This is a genomic window from Chryseotalea sp. (assembly GCF_057350905.1).
The window spans coordinates 549,653-569,890 of sequence record NZ_JBMRCF010000008.1 but is presented as its reverse complement, the minus strand read 5'-3'; the positions used below and the strand labels follow the sequence as shown (position 1 = coordinate 569,890).

The following is a 20,238-nucleotide window of genomic DNA, read 5'->3' as shown; positions in this document are numbered from 1 at the left end:
GGAATTATTTCTATACTTGCAACAGTGTTGCAAATTTGCCAACAATGAAATGGCCATATAATTACTGTGCCGGTGACTGCATATGATGATTTGGCTATTCCATTAGACCTTAAACAAAAATTATTACTACATGAAAAACTTACTTCCCCCCAGCTTTTTAAAAGTAACAACCCTTGCCCTATTGGCATTTTCTTTTAATGCCTGCGATGAAGAGGCGCCCGGCAAAGAGGATACCCCTGAATTAATAACAGAAGTCAAATTAACTTTTACTCCGACAGGGGGTGGTACACCTGTGGTTGTAAGTGCGGTTGATCCTGATGGTATTGGCGTACTTGATATTATTGCTGATGATCCTATTTCACTCACAGCGAATACCTCATACGAGCTTTCAATAGAGTTCTTTAACGGTTTATTAGATCCGACAGAAGATGAATATGATATTACAGCGGAAGTATTGGAGGAAGCAGATGAGCACATGCTTTTCTTTTCTTGGGATGGTGGTTTCAGTAACCCAGCCGGTAATGGTAATATAGATAACAGAGCAGATGCCGTTAATTATGAAGACAACGATGCTAACGGTCTGCCCCTTGGGTTAAGCACAAGCTGGACAACAGTTGATACTGAAGCATCAGATTTAAAATTTCGCATTATACTTAAACATCAACCTGATTTGAAGACTGCCAGCACAGGCGCTACAGTCGGGGAGACAGATGTAGATGTTGAGTTTGCGCTAAACATTGCTGTAGTTAATTAGTAATAATAATCACTTAGGTTTGGTGATAAGAAGGGCTTGCTTTGCGCGGCCCTTCTTTTTTTGTTTTAAGATTTAATGATTTTGCAGTGAGCTGCAACTCAAAATGCATATTACGTTTTGGTAGATATGTTCTATTTTTAACCGATGAAATTTGCCCCTGTTTGCTTTCTATTCTTTATCTCTTTTGTTTCTGTAGCCCAGCTCCGTTTCACTAAACTTGTTATCGAGCCGGGGCAGGTTTTCTCCTACGCCCAATCCGATATTTTAGTGGCGGATACACTCATCATGCGAGATTCTTCCAGTATTGCTTTAAATCATTTGAAGAAAGAAAACTATCTCTATGCGAAGGTAGCCATTATTGGTAAAGGTTGCAGTATTAAAGGTAATGCAGATCATGGCAAGCCTGGTGTTGCGGGGCGTGTAGGCTCATCCTCTAGTGCTCCTTGCAAATCGGCTACCAATGGTGAAGACGCACAGCCGGGTAGCAATGGCGGGCATGCCACACGCTTACTGATATATATCAAAGAGATTCAGATCAACAATCCGATTTTAATCTCCCTCAGTGGAGGAAATGGCGGGCACGGTGGAAAAGGAGGCGATGGCGGAAGTGCCGGTGCCGGCACAATTCATTGCAATGGTGGTGATGGTGGCCATGGAGGTAAAGGTGGTCAGGGCGCGAATGGTGGCAATGGAGGAGCCCTTGTGCTGAACCTGCCTATAACGGAACAGACAAAATTGAAACAGCAGTTGAGCGTATTTTTAAAAGCAGGTACTTATGGTCGTGGTGGGCGCGGGGGTTACTCAGGATCGGGTGGTTTAGGGCCAAGGGGTAAGCACGGAAGAAACGGTTTGCAGGGTGAAGATGGTGTTGATGGTTCGCCTGGTGCCGATGGTGCAATAAGTTATTTCGAATATTAAATTCTACTCAAACTCAGCCCATGAACTTTTATTAACAAGCTGTTGAAAATGAAAAGTATTGAAATAAAAAAGGAAGCCTAGGCTTCCTTTTTTATTAAAAATCTTTCAAGGTCTTTCAGTTTGAGTATGCCTTCGTAATAAGCCTTACCAAAGATTACCGCAAAAACACCCATGTCGTTGAGTCGCTGAATATCATCAACACCACGTACACCACCGCTGGCCAACACACTTATTTCTGGGAATGTCTTAATCATATCAGCATAAAAATCAAATGCCGGACCTTCTAACACACCATCACGGGAGATATCGGTTGTCTTTACATATTTTAATCCACGATCGTAGAAAAACTTAACGTGCTCTACTAAACCTTTATGTGCTTTTTTCTGCCATCCTCTGAAAGCAATTTCTTTGCTGACAATATCAGTTACGTCAGCACCCAGGGTTATTTTCTCACGTCCATAAGTTACTACCCATGATGCAAACAAATCCGGATCGGTAACAGCAATACTGGAGGCGGTAATGTAATCGGCACCTGCTTCATATGCTTTGGCAATATCACCATCGGTAGAAATACCTCCGGTAAAATCTATCTTCAAATCGGTATAACCGGCAATAGCTTCTACAACGTGAAAATTCTTAGGACTTCCCTTTTCTGCACCCTCCAGATCAACCAAGTGAACCACCTCAATGCCGTGGTCTTCGAAACGCTTGGCTAAATCAAGCGGATTTTCATCGTATGCTTTTTCGCTCAAAGGGTCGCCTTTACGCATTTTTACCACTTTTCCCTTTCGGAGCGCTATGGAAGGTATTACTTGGATCATCTTTTGTTAATTCTATTTCTAAGGTACGACAAAAGAAATAAGTAATTTTGATTTACACGCATCCTTTTCTTATGAAATACATAATAATTTTTCTGCTGCTGATTTCGGGGGCAACACAATCGTTTTCGCAACCCAAAAGTGTTCGCAAATTGCCGCATCCGCTCAATCAGCCATCGCTGAATACTTATGCGCCTTATATAAGTTTCGATGGCAATGCCCTGGTATTTCTTAATGACTATACTGATGATGGAAATCTGGCACTTAACTACAGCAAGCGCACGGGCGCAGATTGGTCAGCACCTGTTATACAACCACGCACCTACAGCAATATGCTCACCTTCGTGAAAGGTTTTACCCTCAGTCCGGATGGTCAAACACTTTATCTGACTTCTCAATTATCCAATGGCATCGGTGCCTTTGATATTTATAGTTGCACATTGAAGGGCTCTACCTTTGTGGCTCCTGTAAATATTGGTCTACCAGTTAACTCAAAGTTGAATGATGCTTCGCCCTCCATAACCGCAGATGGCATGACGATGTATTTTATGCGTTGCGAAAGCATGAATAGTAAACAGGCAGACCGCTGCAAAATTATGGTAAGCAAAAAGCAACCCGGTGGTCGATGGGGTGAAGCAACAGAATTACCAGCCACAATAAATACGGGAAACTCGCAAACACCACGCATTATGGCGGATGGTGAAACATTAATTTTTGCTTCTACCTTATTGCAACCTAATAAAGGAGGTATGGATTTGTACCAGACACGATTAATAGATAATGTGTGGACAAAACCGATACCACTTACTTTTGCAAACACAGCAGACGATGATCAGTTTATAAGTGTTACCGGACAAGGACAATACTTACTTCGCGATGCAAAAGGCGAAAGACGCTCTGAACTAACGGAGTATTTGTTTCCCGCAGAACTGAAGCCGAGAGGCGTGCTACGCATTGATGGGAAAGTGAACGACCCCGCCATTCCTGTTTATGTGCTGGTAAATGATTTAAATAAAGGAAAGCTCGTTTATAATGCACGCCCCGATAAGGATGGAACGTTTACGGCTTTTATAGTGGAGGGAAGCAAGTACGAACTTGCCATTGAACCAGAAAACGGAAGTGTAATATATGACTGCAAGCTTTTTGATATCACTGAAGGTTTCCCTCGCCCCTTTGAGCGCTATACGGCAAACATAAAACAAGCCACTGCTAATGATGAACTACCGTTAAATGCCATCAGGTTTAGACCGAACACCAGCATTTTAGAAAAGACACCAGCACTGACCAATGAATTAAGACGTTTTAGTCGCTTGCTAAAAAGTAATCCCAGCCTGATGGCCGAGATTCAAGTTGAACTACAAGGTTATGTAGAAGACAGCATACAGTCTTCACCTGACTTAACAGAAATACGTATTGATTCTGTCGAATATTATTTTGATGAGATTGATTCACTCGGCCAGTTGTACAGACACGATACCATTATGGCAGAGTACACTTATCATAATAATAGAACAATAAAGCAGGCGGAGGCTATTGTTGAGCAGTTAGTTGCTTTGGGCTGCAGCCGTGCGGGCATTGTATACGTAACCGCTGTTAAGCCCGAAGCAATACTTGAAAACAGGAGATTGCTGGTAAAGGCAGTACTCAGGAAAAGGCAATGAAGATGAACACAGATTTATGTTTTTACCAATTGTTCGAATAAGCGTTTAAGGGTTGCATCCGGGTCATCACACAAACCTGGATGTACCTGCGAACATTGCACAACAGTACTCCTGCTGGCCGTAAGCCAACGGAAGCGTTCGGCCAGGGGTAGTACACCTATCGGCCCACCTGCCTTGCCTCCTCTACAAATACGGTCAAATGATTGCATGTGTGTGCTGACCTCTTCAATATCTATTGAGGTGCAGAGGGACTTAAGGCGTTCCTCGTTCAACTCTAATAAGCACGAAAGAAATTTTTGCTTTGCACAAAGCAGTATAACACCAACGTTAATAAACTCCTCGCGTTCTACACGAGGAACCACCCTTACTACAGCATATTCAAATAAGTGATGCTCTTGCATGTTTGGCTTCGTTTACAAAAAATTCAGCATTGGCAATTCGATTTTCCAGAAAAGCTGCATAGGCAGCGCGGTTCGCTTCCGGAGTTTCAAAGGCTGCATCGTTTAGCCATTCGGCAGGAATGAGCGAAACAATATGTCTTATTTTATCTGCACTTAAGCGCTGCCGAAAAGCATTATTTACTTCATCTAACTGATCAGCTGTTGGTAATAATACATGGTCTTTAATTTTTGCGAAGGGGCGTTTTGGATTTTCCCAGTCTTGCCAGCTGTGATGAAAATACAAGGCTGCTCCATGGTCGATAAGCCACAGCTCCTTGTTCCACCAGAGCATATTGGTATTTCTGACGGTGCGGTCTACATTGAGTAAGAGTGCATCAAGCCAAACGATTTGCGATGCGAGAAGACTATCAATGGAAACTGCCAGCGGATCAAAAGTAATTGACCCGGACAAGTAATGCAGGCCAAGGTTTAAACCCGTGCTTGCTTTTAGCAAATCCTGAATTTCCTCATCACCCTCTATGCGCCCGAAGGCACTATCGAGGTTGGCAAAAACAATTTCAGGTACCCTCAGACCAAGCGTGCGTGCTATTTCTCCCCCTAATAGTTCTGCGATTAAAGCCTTTGCACCCTGACCGGCACCTCTGAATTTCAGCACATAAAGAAATTGATCATCTGCTTCTACCAAGGCAGGAAGCGACCCCCCTTCACGCAAGGGTGTAACATAGCGTGTTACATTAATACTTCGTATGGCCTGACTCAGTTCCTTCATGTATTGCGATTTTCCTTGGGGTAAATCAATCGCCTAAAATACAATTAAAAGCATTTCCCTAGGGGAAATCGCATTTTTTAGCAACAATTAAGTTGCCTGCTTGTCTTTTGGTTATTTGATTATTGAAGAATAGTTGACTTGAAAAGATCAATTTCCCTAGAGGATTAAGGATGTTCACTGCATTTTCTCTAGGGGAAATCACGCATTTCCCTAGGGAAAACATGATGAAAAGAGTCTGTTTCCCTAGGGGAATTGTAATGTATTACGAGGGAAAATTAGGATAATTTAAAACGCCCATCTATTTTTAAGCCCAGTATGCCATTCTGTGCATCGGTTATCTTGATCGCCTGAGAGAAAACATGAGCAAAACAGAAGGAGAAAACGTACGATATTTTTTAAACAAATAACTTTTATCATCACAAACCACTTGAGCTATGGCAAAAAAGGCAAGTAAAAAGGTTGCAAAAAAAGCAGCCAAAAAAGTAGCGAAGAAAGCTGCTAAGAAAGTAGTAAAGAAGGTAGCTAAGAAGGCTGCCAAAAAAGTAGCTAAGAAGGCTGCGAAGAGAAAACCTAATGCAGCTTTCATGGCAGCATTAACTCCTAGCGCAAACCTGGCAGCTGTTGTAGGTAACAAAGGCCTACCAAGAACTCAGATCATCAAAAAAATCTGGGAGTACATCAAGAAGAACAAACTTCAGGATAGCAAGAACAGACGTATGATCAATGCTGATGAGAAGCTTAAGGCTTTATTCGCTGGCAAGAAGCAAATCTCTATGTTCGAATTAGCTAAAGTTGTGAACAACAACGTGAAGTAATTCTGCACTATCAGGCAAAAAAAGAAAGCGCAAGTTGGAGAGACTTGCGCTTTTGTTTTTATAGGGGTTTAAGAATTTACTTCAATTTTTCTCCAAAGAAAGTAAGCACACGACTCCAGGCCAGCTTGGCGGCTTCTTCGTTGTAGCGTGTTGGTGCGCTGTCGTTAAAGAAAGCATGCTGTGCACCCATGTACATGTGTACCTCGTAAACTATGTTGGCTTTCTTTAGCGCTTCTTCGTAAGCGGCAATACCTGCATTTACGCGCTCATCTTTCTCCGCATAATGCAATTGCATTGCTGCTTTAATTTTAGGCACATCAGCAGCGTCTGGTTGTCTTCCATAAAAAGGTGCCGCAGCTAAAAGATCAGGCACATTTACAGCCAGGGTATTGGCCATAGCCCCACCCCAGCAGAATCCGATGCAAGCAAACTTTCCGTTACAGCCTTTTAATTCTCTTAGAAAATCGAAAGCGCCTACAAAATTTTGTGTGTTTTTGCTTGCATCCAATTTCTGAAAAAGCTCACGGGCTTTGTCTGCATCCGCAGGGGCACCACCCAAAGGAGAGAGTGCATCGGGTGCTAAAGCAATAAAACCCTCGGAGGCAAAACGCCTTGTAACGTCTTCAGTGTGTGGGTTGAGTCCACGGTTTTCATGGATTACTACAACAGCAGGATATTTACCTTTCTTTTTAGGTCTGGCCAGGTAACCTCGCATGACAACGCCATCTACATTGTAATTGATGTATTCGGTTGTAATGCGGTCGTCTTCCGGGCCAATCGTGGCTGCGTGAGCATAGTTTACCTCCAGGAGGGGTAATACAGTTAGTGCGGCAGCGGTACTGCCTGTGAGTATGGCAAGCTTTTTTAGAAACTCTTCGCGTGTTAGCGGTTTATGCGTGTACTCGTCAAATAAATTGATAATGCGTTGATCCATGGGTGTTGTGTTTAGATGTTAGGTTAAACGATTTAACGCTTTTATAACAACAAAACCACGGCTTTGTGACAGGTGGAAAATAAAAGTATCCCTCATTTATGCGGAAATTTTTAAGGATGAAATATGGAGCTCGAACCGCAACCCTCCCATCTACTGCCGGAATGCTCAGTATCTTCGTTTAAATAATCAGTAATTTTTGCAACAGAACTCACCAATTTTCGCAGAGAAGGAATTGTTATGCTCTGGCAAATTGGATGTGCAGAAATTGAGGTAATAAAAAAAGGCTGTCAATGCTGACAACCTTTTTTTGGGTGAAAGACGGGGCTCGAACCCGCGACCCCCAGAATCACAATCTGGTGCTCTAACCAACTGAGCTACATCCACCATAAAAACTGAGGTTCCTGACCGAAAGCCTCAATTGGGTTGCAAATGTAGCCAGTCGATCGAAATTTGCCAAACCTACTTTCTGTCAAATAGCAGTCTTTGTCCCATTTGGCCGTTATTTATCATACCATTTTCATAGGCCAGGTAGCCAGAAACAAAAGTATGGGTGACCATTGACTTGAAACTTTGTCCCTCAAAAGGCGACCAGTCGCATTTTGCCAGGATATTTTTCTTTTCAACTGTCCAGGGATTATCGATGTCTACGAGTACTAAATCGGCAAAGTACCCTTCGCGTATAAAACCACGGTCTTTAATTCTGAACAAAATGGAGGGGTTATGCGCCATTTTCTCCACCACACGCTCAATCGAAATTTTACCTTGGTGGTACATTTCAAGCATGGCCACCACACTATGCTGCACCAAGGGTCCGCCAGAAGGTGCTTTAAAATAGCTTTGTTGCTTTTCTTCCAGGAGGTGGGGAGCATGATCAGTCGCGATCACATCTATTTTGTTGGATAGAACAGCCGCCAATATCGCTTGTTGGTCGCTTGCTTTTTTTATCGCAGGATTCCATTTAATTAACGTACCCAGTTTTTCATAGTCGGCATCATTAAACCATAAATGATGTACACAGGCTTCTGCAGTAATTTTCTTTTTTTCTAAAGGAATGCTGCCATCAAACAAGGCTAACTCCTTAGCGGTGGAGATGTGCAAAATGTGCAATTGAGTGCCATGCTTTTTAGCAAGTTCCACAGCCATTGAAGAGGAAAGATAGCAGGCCTCTTCACTGCGGATGATGGGATGCTGCGCAATGGGTACTTCTTCACCATACTGTGCTTTTGCGTCCTCCAGGTTTTTGCGAATGGTTGGTTCGTCTTCGCAATGAGTGGCAATTAAACCAGGAAAGCGCGAGAAAATGGCTTCAAGCGTTTGAGGACTATCAACCAAGAGATTGCCAGTGGAGGAACCCATAAAAATTTTCAGTCCACAAACCTCCTGAAGATTTGTCTTCATCACTTCTTCTAAGTTATCATTAGAAGCACCAAGAAAAAATGAATAATTGGCCAGAGAGGAATGTGAGGCAATCTTATACTTATCCTCCAATAAACTTTGTGTGAAAGTTGGCGGACTGGTATTGGGCATCTCCATAAAACTAGTAACACCGCCTGCAACGGCAGCCCTCGACTCAGAAAAAATATTGGCTTTGTGTGTAAGACCCGGCTCCCGAAAGTGCACTTGATCATCAATAGCGCCAGGCATCAAATACTTCCCTTTTGCATCAATAATGGAATCGGCTTGTTCGGAAGTAAGATTATTACCTGTTTTTTCGATACGCTCGCCTTTAATAAGCAGATCGCCCTGCCATACCTTACCTTCGTTGACTATATTCGCGTTTAGAATCAGAGTTTTTTTCATAACGTCATAAAGGTAAAACCAAAACGTGTCAGCCATTACAAGCTTTTCAATATTTAATCTGAATAAACAACTGCTTAATGCAGTGGCTGATTTGGGCTTTGAAACCCCCACAGAAATTCAACAAAAAGCGATACCTGTAATACAAGGTGGTCAGCATGTGATTGGCATTGCCCAGACGGGTACAGGTAAAACTGCAGCCTATATGCTACCGTTGATGATGAAAGTAAAGTACGCACAAGGCACAGAACCCCGTGCGGTTATATTGGCTCCAACAAAGGAATTGGTAGTACAATTAGCAGAGCACGCACACAATTTTGCCAAGTACACTGATTTACGTATTGTGCCTGTGTATGGCGGTGTGGGGATAAAGGCACACGTAGATGCTATTGCCAATGGCGTTGATATTCTGGTATCGACCCCAGGGCGCTTTATGGAAATTTACCTGAAAGGTGAACTGCCGGTTAAGCAAATTAAAACCTTGGTATTGGATGAAGCTGACCGGATGATGGATATGGGCTTTATGCCTCAACTAAGAAAAATTTTTGAAGTGATTCCCAGCAAGCGACAAAATTTATTGTTCTCTGCCACCTTTGGAGAACGCGTAGAAAAACTGTCGCAGGATTTTCTGGAATTTCCAGTACGCATTGAAGTGACCCCACCAGCCACTACTTCTATACAAGTAACGCAGGAGCTATACGAAGTACCCAACATTAAAACAAAGATTAATCTTTTGCTGCATTTATTGGAGGATAAAGAAGATTTTCACCGCGTAATTATATTTACCAGAACAAAAGATACAGCCAATAACATTTTTAAATTTCTGGAACGTAAAGCCCTGGGCACTGTAAAAGTTATTCATTCTAATAAAGGACAGAATACACGCATCAATGCCATGTACGAGTTTAAAGATGGGGGCATTCGCATACTGGTCTCTACCGATGTTTCTGCCAGGGGCATTGACGTAACCGATGTTTCGCACGTTATTAATTTTGACGTGCCTATTGTGTATGACGATTATGTGCACCGCATTGGTCGAACCGGAAGGGCGTTGAGCGAAGGCAAGGCGATTACATTTGTAAATCCTGCTGAACATTATCATATTCAAAAGATTGAAAAATTAATCCGCCAGAGAATTCCGGTAAAAAAATTGCCGGATGCTGTTGAGATAGAGGAAGCGAGTATGGAAGAAAAGCAGGACATGGCGCGCGAAATTGACTGGCAAAAGAAAAAGGATGACCCTACCTACCAAGGTGCTTTTCACGAAAGAAAGAAAAAGAAGTAGTACACACTTTTTTAGGTTAGCTACGCTACTGTGCGTGGTTTTCCTGAGCATTAATCTAAGCGCTCAGGTATCAAATAACAGCATACACCAAAGTAGTTTTTTAATACTCGATGCTGATCCAATTCAATCCACTACCGATCAATCTACTGTTGAATGGGCTTGCATTAATAAAAAGTTGACAGAGAAATGCCTGATCTATCACAACGATCAGTGGTTTACTTTCAGCTCGCCCATTGGAGGTAAATTGTTTCTAAATGTAGGCAGCCAGCAATGCAGGAAAAAGTTTGGTGTACAAATACTGGTCATCGAGGGTAATCCTTGTGAGGCCAGCACTTATAAGTTATTGCACTGCGAATCATTCACTGATCAGAATGATACTTATATTACAATAGATTCTGTCGAGGCGAATAAATTCTACCTGATTAACATTGATGGCTTCTTAGGAGACATCTGCTCCTTTGACATTCAATTATCCACGAAGCCAAAAGGATATCCGTTAAAACAGAAATCGATGGACACTTTGCAGTTTCAAGCTACGCTGGATAAAAACATAGTTACACTACAGTGGCGCGTAGATGAGAGACTGAGAGAAGAACTGAACTTCTTTGAAGTACATAGGCAAGAAAGCACAACGTTTAAAGGTCAATTACTGAAGGAAGTTGCATTGCAATTGAATGCACAAGGTAAAAGTCTTGACCACTATCAATATATAGACACACTACAACAGCATGGAACGTATGTATATGATATCATTGGTGTTTCTAAGGGTGGTGAGTTCAGGCAATTGTTGGATAGAAAGCGAATTGGTTTCTGGCCAACAAGCGTTTACAAGGCAAGGCCTAGTCTGGTGGCCAGTGTACCACTTAACTTCAAGAAAAAGTCTGATGTTGATTTACTCATCATGAATGAGTTGAGCGGAGAAGTGTTGTTTAAACGCACCTGCGTGGAATGTTCGGATCAGGAACTAAGCATTGATTTGTCAAATGAAGTGTTGAAGGGAATTCAGCGATTTCGTATTGAACTCTATCACGTTCGCTCAAAATCGCAAGCAGCCTATACTTATCGGGTTTCGCAAGACGGAACGGAATTGAAGCGATCAGACTAATTATACGGAATCTTGATAACAAAACTGGAGCCTTTACCCTTTTCGCTATTAAGTTCAATACTGGCATTTAACCGATTGATAATGATCTTGACAATAGCCAAGCCCAAACCATGAGAAGTTTCACCTGCTGTTGGTCGGGCGCTCAACTTTTGAAATTTCTCATACATCTTCTCACGATCGGCTTCACTAAAACCCTGGCCCTCATCTACCACTTCGAAAGTAATTAGTTGATTAGTTTTATTCGCAACAAGCTGCACCTGTTTCCCTGCAGGAGAATACTTGATGGCGTTGGATACAAGATTACCAATGAGTCGTTTAACCATCTGCTGGTCGAGACCCACAAATTCATCATCACTTAAAGTATTAATATCAATTTGTTTCTGCTTAGCGTAAGGTAAGTACTCTTCTTTAATGCCTTCAATCAGTTTTTTGAGGTTTGTGTTCTCTATGGTCAGGCCTGTTGTTTTTTCCTCCAGTTCGCGTAACTCAAGCAATTCCTTGATTATTTCGTGGCCACCTTCAATTACACGATGCCCGTGTTTGATCATTTCATTGGCAGAAGTATTATGGCTGGTGTCCTGCTCCAATACGTATAAAATTCCCTGCAAACTATTTAAGGGTGCTTTCAGATCATGAACGATTGTGTTAATCAAACCATTGATCTCCTGATTCAATCGATTAAGCTGGATGTTATTACTAATCAATTGTTCATTATTCTTTTTTCTTTCTATGCTGGCCTTTCTGATCAGGTAAACAAAAGAAAGCAGACTGAGTACGGCTATGCCACCGATGATTAACAGGTAGCGTTGACGCAACACCACCTTGTCTTTTTCCTCAAGGCCATCAAGCGCTTTTTGTTTAGCTCGTTTTTCATTTTCAAGATTGATATTATAGGCCTTGGCAAGAATACTACCTCTTACAGACTGATCAAGGATGGTGTCCTTATAAAGTGATGCAAGGTGAAGATATTTAATAGCCTCGGAGTTCTTGTTTATCTTTTCAAAAACCTTGGCCAATATGGTGCAGCTTTCCATTGCCCACACTTTATTTTTAACAGTTAGACTTGCCTGATAGGCCTCCTGCGCATGCTCAAGGGCCATTTGTTCTTTATTCAGATAAAGGTAAGTCTCTGCTAATAAAATCAGACTGGGTAAACGAACATCAGAGATATATTTATCCTTGCTTAATCTTAGGGCATTCAGAAAATGAAGTCGGGCCTGGTCATAGTTTCCCTCCTTCATACCAATTCTACCCAGGTGACTTTCGCTTCGACAAATTAAATAATCAATACTTTGCTCTTTAGCTAAAGCTGAGGCAATAGAAACAAGCGCTCTTGCGGAATCTAACTTTCCTAATTCAATATAAGCCAGCGCCAACGTTTCAGCAGCGTAGGCAAGACCATATTTTTCTTGCGTTGCATTGATTGTGTTAAATGCCTTTTTACCCCACCGTTCGGCAAGCTGATAATTTTTAGAGAAATAGTAAGTTTCCGATAAGTTAATGTAATCGAAACTTGATCCGATTGAGTCTTTCAAGGCCTCATCTATTTCAATAGCCAATAAAAGGTTATGAACAGCCATGCTGTAATCTCCGATTTGATTATAGCCAATGCCCAGGTTGTTATAGATGATGGATATGTTGGCACTGTCATTTGCTTCGCTATACAGCTCGAGCGCCTTTTCGTTGTAAAGAATACTCTCGGTGTACTTACCCAATGTCTCTATGGCCAATGCATAGTTAAGATAAATGCCAGCGGCTTCTTTTTTAGATCTTGCTTTATCAACCAGTGTTAATGCCTCTTTTGCAAGTGCAATGGTGCGTTCATTATTGCTATCCGTATAGCAACGAATCAATTTATTGATAATGGTGAGTCTTGCCGTATCCGTTGATGTTTGGGATAACCTTGACTCTAGGCTGTCAACCTTTCCCGATTGTCCGTTAGCCCATTGCGTAAAAAGCAACAGGCAAGCCAAGAGCATGCGGAAAATCGGTGTTGGGGGCATAGGTTTACTTGTGTTTAAAGGTATTAAATATTAGGAATCAGTCCATTATATAGTGCCTCCATGTAATAAGTTTTTTGATTTTGATGTTTTTTGAAATACCGATCATTATCATCATAAAGTTGCGGTGATGCTTTTTTGACATCATGAAACCCTGTGGTGGATTAAACGTTTCTGTGTAAAAACCCATTATTATGAAAAGTATTTTACTTGGTATCAGCTGCCTGCTTTTGCTTAGTGTTGCAAATGCGCAGGTAAGCGAGGAGGAGTTGGTAAAAAGTGTTGTCAGCAGTGCCTATGTTGAGGGCATTCAAAACAGTGGCAACGTGGAGGATATACGCAAAGGCTTCCACCCAAGCTTTACTATGTTGCGTGTGATGGATAATGATGTAAAGCCATTTGCTATTGAGGACTGGATAGCAGCTATTGAAAAACGTAAAGCTGAGGCCAAACCGGATGCAAAACCGGTACGCACTGAAGCAAAGTTTTTATCCGTTGATATTACAGGAACAGCGGCAACGGTTAAACTTGAACTATACAGAGAAGGCAAGAAAACCTTTACTGACTATATAGTGCTTTATAAATTTGCCGAAGGCTGGAGAATAGTAAGTAAAACCTTTTATCGCCACCCCTAACAATGAAAAAGAGGTTTTCTACAGGCCAGCGCTTAGTAGAAAACCTCTTTATTTTGTGAGAAAAGAATATTAACCGTTCATAGAGAGTAAAAACTCTTCATTGTTACGTGTTCCCTTCATTTTCTGTTGTAAGAATTCCATGGCCTCAACCGAGTTCATGTCACTCATAAACTTACGCAAGATCCATACACGCTGCAGCTCTTCTTCTTTCATCAACAAATCTTCACGTCTGGTACCTGACGCAGGTACATCAATAGCAGGATAAATTCTGCGGTTGGCCAGCTTACGGTCTAATTGCAATTCCATGTTACCGGTTCCTTTAAATTCTTCGAAGATAACTTCGTCCATTTTAGAACCTGTTTCAATAAGGGCTGTGGCAATAATGGTAAGTGATCCGCCATTTTCAATTTTACGGGCGGCACCAAAGAAACGTTTAGGCTTGTGTAAAGCATTGGCATCCACACCACCTGATAATATTTTACCAGATGAAGGAACCACTGTGTTGTAGGCACGAGCCAGACGAGTAATAGAGTCTAACAAGATCACCACATCATGTCCACACTCAACCATACGCTTGGCTTTTTCCAATACGATACTGGCAACTTTCACGTGGCGATCGGCCTGCTCATCAAAAGTAGAAGCGACTACCTCTGCTTTTACGCTGCGAGCCATGTCGGTAACTTCTTCAGGACGTTCGTCAATCAATAAGATCAAGAGGTAGACTTCCGGATGGTTTTGGGCAATGGCGTTAGCAATATTTTTAAGCAATACAGTTTTACCTGTTTTTGGTTGCGCTACAATCATACCACGCTGTCCTTTACCAATAGGTGAGAACAAATCGAGAATACGGGTCGACATGTTGTCGTGTGTAGTGCTCAGTTTAAGCTTTTCTTCAGGGAAGAGGGGCGTTAAATATTCGAAAGCAACACGGTCGCGGATTTCGTCAGTTGTTTTGCCGTTTACTGATTCGACTTTTAGTAAGGCAAAATATTTTTCACCTTCTTTAGGCGGGCGGATAAGGCCTTTAATCGTATCCCCGGTTTTTAATCCGAAAAGTTTTATTTGAGAAGGAGATACATAGATATCATCGGGGCTGGCTAAGTAATTGTAATCGCTGGAGCGTAAAAAGCCGTAGCCATCTTGCATAATTTCGAGAACGCCTTCATTGGCAATGGCACCATCAAATTCACGTATGGAGTTTTTGAGTTGTTGTGCTCTCTCATCGCGTGGTTCGCGTTCTGGGCGAGGTCCACGTTCTTCACGCGGCTGACGCTCTTCTCTTGGCTGGCGCTCCTCACGTGGTGCCCTGTCTTCTCTGGCCGGTCGCTCCTCACGTGGTTTGTCTTCGTTGGTTGTAACCTGTGGTGCTACAACTTTCTCTGCTTCGAAGGTTACTGGTTTGATGTCTTCATCGAAGGCAGTGATTGAAGGTGAGTCAAGGTCTATATCGATGGATTGGAGTAACTCGTCTGCTGTTAACTCTTTTTCTTCAGGTTTGGTAGGTGCTACGTTTTCCCTTCTTCGGGGGCGTTTACCTGTTTCACTTGCTTCCTTTTTAGGGGCATCTTCAGGCTTGGCCGCCTGTTCGTCAAGAATTTTGTAGATGAGTTCTTGCTTACCTAGTTTCTTGGCATTTTTTACGCCCATACCCTCGGCAATTTCTTTCAACTCAGAAAGAAGTCTGACATTCAGATCGTCAATAGTGTACATGTGATATTAAAAAAGTTGTGTTTGATAATGTGAAACTTAAGGTTCCCCCACTTTGGTTGAGGCAAACAGATTAGTTAAGATTTTGGGTTGAGTAGTGCAAAAAGGTGCTTTATAAGTAACGGGCTTTGGATAAAACCCTGTTGACTCTGCAAGTATAGGCGATTTTAAAACCAAAACAAATTATGCTGCGAAAAATCAGCTATTTTTGAGCCCTTAAAATTAAGAATCATGCTACAGGTAAATGTTATTCGTGAACAAAGAGATAAGATAATAGAGGGTTTGCGCAAACGTGGGTTGACCACCATAAGCGAGACAATAGACCAAGTATTATCACTGGATGTTCAGCGCAAGGAAATGCAGCGCAAACAGGATGACATGCTGGCTGAAAGCAACAGCCTGGCTAAGGAGATTGGAAACCTGATGAAAAGTGGCAATAAAGCGGAGGCTGAGCAGTTGAAGAACCGCACGGCTGAGTTGAAAAAGCAAACAACTGAATTGGGCCCAATGCTCAATACGATTGAGGAGGACTTGCAGAAATTATTGTATGCTATCCCTAACGTGCCTGCTGAAAAAGTACCAGCCGGTAAAAGTGCGGAAGATAACATTACAGTACATACTTTCGGTACACCACAAACCTTGGTTGATGATGCCGTGCCGCATTGGGACCTAATTAAGAAGTATGATATCATTGATTTTGAATTAGGGATAAAAATAGCCGGTGCCGGTTTCCCGGTTTATAAAGGTAAGGGAGCAAAATTGCAGCGCGCCCTCATTAACTTTTTTTTAGATGAGGCCGAGAAACAAGGCTACCGTGAAATACAACCACCCATTGTCGTGAATGAAGCCAGCGGTTATGGAACAGGCCAGCTGCCAGATAAAGAGGGGCAGATGTACCATGCCACAGCCGACAACCTGTACTTGATACCAACGGCTGAAGTGCCCATCACAAACCTATATCGCGATGTGATGGTAAATGAAAATGATTTACCAATTAAGAATGTAGGTTATACTCCTTGTTTCAGGCGTGAAGCTGGTAGCTGGGGAGCACACGTGCGCGGCCTGAATCGCTTGCATCAATTTGATAAGGTAGAGATTGTTCAGATAAGAAAACCTGAAGAATCATATGAAGCATTGGAGGAGATGTGCTTATATGTGCAAAGTCTGCTGGAAAAACTAGAATTGCCTTATCGCAAACTTTTACTGTGTGGTGGCGACATGGGGGTGAACAGTGCCATTACTTTTGATATGGAAGTATATGCAGCTGCGCAAAAGCGGTGGTTAGAAGTCAGCTCTGTAAGCAACTTTGAAACCTATCAAGCCAACCGATTGAAGTTGCGCTATAAAAACAAAGAAGGCAAAACACAACTTTTGCACACCTTAAATGGTAGTGCGCTTGCCTTACCCAGAATTGTGGCTGCCATATTAGAAAACAACCAGACTAAAGATGGAATCCTGGTGCCAAAGGTGCTTGTGCCTTACACCAGATTTGATATTATTAACTAGACTGGCTAAGTAGACTACTTCGATTGCAGGATACTAAAATGATAATTATCATGTAGTTGCGAGGCTCGTTTGAGGTTACTTTTGGGGAGTAGCTTGTATCATTTGCAGAATTCAATAAAAATAGCAGACCTTTGTACTGTTAAATAAAGTATGGCAATACGGACATCTAAATATCTGATACGATCTGTGCTCATACTATTCTGCTTTCAGTTACTTGGGGCCATTTTCGTTAGTCAGGGGGATGAAGAACAAATAGCCATTGCGCAAGGGGTGGTTTTCCATAAACACAGTGCTCCCTCCACACTTACTTCTTTATTTGAGAAAACTGAAAAAGAGACAGAAGAAGAAAAGCACGATAAGCTTTTTGCCTTTGCTTTAATTGATTTCTCGGCTTCATTTTGTGAACGGCTTTTTTCCATACGCTATCCGCTACAGTTCAGCGCAGCTTCTCAACACGCACAAGAACCTTCCTTGCGTGTTCTCCATTGTACTTTCTTAATTTGATGAATACAAAAACTGACTGATTCTCTATCAGTCCAGTAACCGGCCTTGTCGGTATTCGCCATTTTTTATTTCTGCGATTCCACAGTTGAATAGTTCAACACCGGTGTTGTGTTTTTTATTCACTTAAAATTATGAAAACGTGCAATCAATTACTTTTCATGAACATGAGGTGCTGCATCGTTTAAAACACTTTTTGCCAGCACAAGCTCCGCTAAAAGATTTTATTCATCATAACACGCTTCATGCTTTTCAAAACATTCCATTTCAGGAGGCCATTAAACAGGCCACTGAAATATTTGGATACAAAACATCCTTGACTATAGATGAGTATCGCGCATTACTAGCATCTGGCAAAATTAAAGATGAAGTGCTACGCGAGATTATTATTAGCCGAAAAGGAAGTACAGCAGTAAACTTTTGGATGAAAAAACTTCTGCATGATGCTTTTGACAAGACCGAAATCCCGCGGGTCGGCCTAGTGCGTGCTTATTGGCGGAATACCTATCGCCTTGATCTTGATGCGATGGTTCACCCTACACTGTTCAGAATTTTGTGTAGTTACCTTGATCAGGGCATTGCTATGTGGAATTTCCCGGTGTGGCATAAAGGATTTTTGTCGTCCATCAGAGAGATGGAGCGAGCAAGCTTTACAAGTTTTTTTAAAACAAAATATGTGAAGCAGTTACTCTTAGATGGTAAGTGTGGCATTGAATTTCTGCTAGATAAACTTATCGGTGATCCAACATTGTATGAACATTATCTGTATGATCAGCAATTTGCACATCAGGGTTGGTCCGGCATGGTCTCTGCCATTGAAGATAATCCAGATACACTGCTCGATCATAGAAAAATTTCAATTCATGATTTAATAAGCTTTGAGTTGTTATTGGAATTAGATGCTGTTATGCATCAACTTGGCGATAGCTGGAAGCCCTTGGGTAAGAGCATTACCAACAGGCCACTTGAACTGTTTGATAAGGTTCCAACGCGTGACTTGCATGAGGCAACAATGATGTTTCAGGAAGCCTATGAATGGACTTACTATAATGCTGTATTGGGTGGTCTTCAAAAACAGGAGCAGATATCAGAAAAAATTGGCCGAAGTTTTCAGGCTATGTTTTGCATAGATGATCGCGAATGCTCCATCAGACGTTACCTGGAAAAATTTGACCCGACTTGTCAGACTTTTGGCACACCAGGTTTTTTTGGTGTAGAGTTTTTTTACAAACCAGAGCATGGTAAATTCCTTACGAAACTTTGCCCTGCACCAGTTACTCCTAAATACCTTATTAAGGAAATTGAAGGGAGAAGCAAGCAACAGAAGGATCCGCACTTTACTAAACAAACGCATTCGCTTTTCAGGGGTTGGTTGATTACACAAACACTTGGCTTTTGGTCTGCCATAAAGTTGTTTATTAATATTTTCAGACCCTCAGTAAGTCCGGCAACGGCCACTTCATTCCGGCACATGGATAAGTTTTCTAAACTGACCATCGAAAACCATAACCCTAACCATAGAGAAAATGATTTGCAAGTTGGCTTCAGCGTAGAGGATATGGCCAATCGTGTTGAGGGTCTACTTTCCAGCATAGGGCTTGTAAAGGATTTTGCGTCTATCGTATACGTTGTAGGACATGGATCGAGCAGTGTTAACAATCCACACTTTGCAGCTTACGATTGTGGTGCATGCTCTGGCCGACCAGGATCTGTAAACGCAAGGGTGATATGCCACATGGCAAACCATAGGCAGGTTAGAAATATTCTTGCAGGTCGTGGAATTGAAATTCCAGACACTACGCAATTTGTAGGCGCATTGCATGACACTACCAGAGATGAGGTTGTGTTTTTTGACGAAGCGTCATTATCGGATGACAACAAATTGAATCACACACGCCACGAGCAATTATTTTCAATTGCTCTCGATCATAATGCGAAGGAACGCTCGAGAAGATTTGAAATCATAAACTCTGCCTTAAGTCCTGAGACCGTACATGATAAAGTGCGTTTACGTTCAGTATCATTGTTTGAGCCAAGACCTGAACTGAATCATGCTACCAATGCACTTTGCATTGTTGGTGATAGGTCTTTAACGAGAGGTTTATTTTTGGATAGGCGCGCTTTCTTAAACTCCTACGACTATCGAATTGATCCGCAGGGCAAGTATTTGTTTTCTATTTTGAAGGCCGCAGCACCTGTGTGTGGAGGTATTAACCTTGAGTATTATTTTTCTCGCGTTGATAATCAGAAACTGGGCGCGGGCACTAAACTTCCTCATAATGTAATGGGTTTGTTTGGCGTGGCGAATGGCATTGATGGTGATTTACGTCCGGGCCTTCCAAGTCAGATGATTGAAGTACACGACCCGGTGCGCCTATTAATTGTGGTTCAGCATTACCCTGAAGTTGTATTGGAAACCATTCAGCGTAATAGTGAAACTTACGAATGGTTTATTAATAACTGGGTAAACCTTGCTGTCATGCACCCGGACACCAAGAAAATATTTGTCTTCAGGGATGGTGAGTTGCATCTACACAAACAATTAAGCTACGGCCCCGATGTTGTTAGTGATCTAGAATTACTGATGGAAACACATCAGGAAAATTTACCGGTATACCTAATTGCTTAAGCT

17 protein-coding genes and 1 tRNA gene are annotated in these 20,238 nt (G+C 42.0%); 10 read left to right on the top strand and 8 right to left on the bottom strand.

From position 1 onward, the window contains the following. The first annotated feature begins 130 nt into the window (after positions 1-130). Entirely contained in the window at positions 131-754 is a 624-nt protein-coding gene (locus ACO1XM_RS10985) for a hypothetical protein (protein WP_486228813.1), read from the top strand. A 144-nt stretch (positions 755-898) separates the two neighbouring features. Beyond that, positions 899-1,672, top strand: coding sequence for a hypothetical protein (locus ACO1XM_RS10980; protein WP_486228811.1), 774 nt, complete (start codon positions 899-901; stop codon positions 1,670-1,672). Between the two features lie 77 nt (positions 1,673-1,749). Here ACO1XM_RS10980 and ACO1XM_RS10975 read toward each other — a convergent pair whose 3' ends face one another. Then, positions 1,750-2,493, bottom strand: a complete 744-nt coding sequence (locus ACO1XM_RS10975) for a 1-(5-phosphoribosyl)-5-[(5-phosphoribosylamino)methylideneamino]imidazole-4-carboxamide isomerase (protein WP_486228809.1) — start codon at positions 2,491-2,493, stop codon at positions 1,750-1,752. A 71-nt stretch (positions 2,494-2,564) separates the two neighbouring features. Here ACO1XM_RS10975 and ACO1XM_RS10970 point away from each other — a divergent pair, with 71 nt between their 5' ends. After that, positions 2,565-4,151, top strand: a complete 1,587-nt coding sequence (locus tag ACO1XM_RS10970; RefSeq protein WP_486228807.1) for a TolB family protein — start codon at positions 2,565-2,567, stop codon at positions 4,149-4,151. 14 nt (positions 4,152-4,165) lie between these two features. On the opposite strand, the gene ACO1XM_RS10965 is transcribed toward ACO1XM_RS10970, so the two are convergent. Continuing rightward, entirely contained in the window at positions 4,166-4,552 is a 387-nt protein-coding gene (locus tag ACO1XM_RS10965; protein ID WP_486228805.1) for a DUF3037 domain-containing protein, read from the bottom strand. Further along, positions 4,530-5,321, bottom strand: coding sequence for a HipA family kinase (locus ACO1XM_RS10960; protein WP_486228803.1), 792 nt, complete (start codon positions 5,319-5,321; stop codon positions 4,530-4,532). Before ACO1XM_RS10960 ends, ACO1XM_RS10965 begins: the two co-directional genes overlap by 23 nt. A 434-nt stretch (positions 5,322-5,755) precedes the next feature. Here ACO1XM_RS10960 and ACO1XM_RS10955 point away from each other — a divergent pair, with 434 nt between their 5' ends. Further along, the gene (locus ACO1XM_RS10955; RefSeq protein WP_486228801.1) at positions 5,756-6,136 is read left to right on the top strand and encodes an SWIB/MDM2 domain-containing protein; all 381 of its coding nucleotides are present in this window, start codon (positions 5,756-5,758) and stop codon (positions 6,134-6,136) included. A 76-nt stretch (positions 6,137-6,212) separates the two neighbouring features. On the opposite strand, the gene ACO1XM_RS10950 is transcribed toward ACO1XM_RS10955, so the two are convergent. From ACO1XM_RS10950 to ACO1XM_RS10940, 3 genes are all read right to left on the bottom strand, one after another. Further along, the gene (locus ACO1XM_RS10950; protein ID WP_486228799.1) at positions 6,213-7,070 is read right to left on the bottom strand and encodes a dienelactone hydrolase family protein; all 858 of its coding nucleotides are present in this window, start codon (positions 7,068-7,070) and stop codon (positions 6,213-6,215) included. Positions 7,071-7,379: 309 nt separating this feature from the next. Then, positions 7,380-7,455, bottom strand: a tRNA-His gene (locus ACO1XM_RS10945). Positions 7,456-7,529: 74 nt separating this feature from the next. Continuing rightward, positions 7,530-8,870 (bottom strand): dihydroorotase, encoded by a 1,341-nt coding sequence (locus ACO1XM_RS10940; RefSeq protein ID WP_486228797.1) that lies wholly within the window; start codon positions 8,868-8,870, stop codon positions 7,530-7,532. Positions 8,871-8,895: 25 nt separating this feature from the next. Here ACO1XM_RS10940 and ACO1XM_RS10935 point away from each other — a divergent pair, with 25 nt between their 5' ends. Both ACO1XM_RS10935 and ACO1XM_RS10930 read left to right on the top strand, forming a co-directional pair. Continuing rightward, positions 8,896-10,152, top strand: coding sequence for a DEAD/DEAH box helicase (locus ACO1XM_RS10935; protein ID WP_486228795.1), 1,257 nt, complete (start codon positions 8,896-8,898; stop codon positions 10,150-10,152). Continuing rightward, positions 10,103-11,257, top strand: coding sequence for a hypothetical protein (locus ACO1XM_RS10930; RefSeq protein WP_486229555.1), 1,155 nt, complete (start codon positions 10,103-10,105; stop codon positions 11,255-11,257). The genes ACO1XM_RS10935 and ACO1XM_RS10930 overlap by 50 nt, the downstream gene beginning before the upstream one ends. Here the strand turns inward: ACO1XM_RS10930 and ACO1XM_RS10925 are convergent. Further along, positions 11,254-13,260, bottom strand: a complete 2,007-nt coding sequence (locus ACO1XM_RS10925; RefSeq protein WP_486228793.1) for a tetratricopeptide repeat-containing sensor histidine kinase — start codon at positions 13,258-13,260, stop codon at positions 11,254-11,256. The two genes, ACO1XM_RS10930 and ACO1XM_RS10925, sit on opposite strands and share 4 nt — an antisense overlap. A 191-nt stretch (positions 13,261-13,451) precedes the next feature. On the opposite strand from ACO1XM_RS10925, the gene ACO1XM_RS10920 reads away from it, so the two are divergent. Then, entirely contained in the window at positions 13,452-13,892 is a 441-nt protein-coding gene (locus ACO1XM_RS10920; protein WP_486228791.1) for a nuclear transport factor 2 family protein, read from the top strand. 69 nt (positions 13,893-13,961) lie between these two features. Here the strand turns inward: ACO1XM_RS10920 and rho are convergent, their stop codons facing one another. Then, on the bottom strand, positions 13,962-15,602 hold the full coding sequence (gene rho / locus ACO1XM_RS10915) for a transcription termination factor Rho (RefSeq protein WP_486228789.1): 1,641 nt from the start codon (positions 15,600-15,602) through the stop codon (positions 13,962-13,964). A gap of 228 nt (positions 15,603-15,830) precedes the next feature. Between rho and serS the strand changes: the two genes are divergently transcribed. From serS to ACO1XM_RS10900, 3 genes are all read left to right on the top strand, one after another. After that, positions 15,831-17,105, top strand: coding sequence for a serine--tRNA ligase (gene serS / locus ACO1XM_RS10910; protein ID WP_486228787.1), 1,275 nt, complete (start codon positions 15,831-15,833; stop codon positions 17,103-17,105). 150 nt (positions 17,106-17,255) lie between these two features. Next, positions 17,256-17,609, top strand: coding sequence for a hypothetical protein (locus ACO1XM_RS10905; RefSeq protein WP_486228785.1), 354 nt, complete (start codon positions 17,256-17,258; stop codon positions 17,607-17,609). A 139-nt stretch (positions 17,610-17,748) separates the two neighbouring features. After that, positions 17,749-20,235, top strand: a complete 2,487-nt coding sequence (locus ACO1XM_RS10900; protein WP_486228783.1) for a YbcC family protein — start codon at positions 17,749-17,751, stop codon at positions 20,233-20,235. The last annotated feature ends 3 nt before the right edge of the window (positions 20,236-20,238 follow it).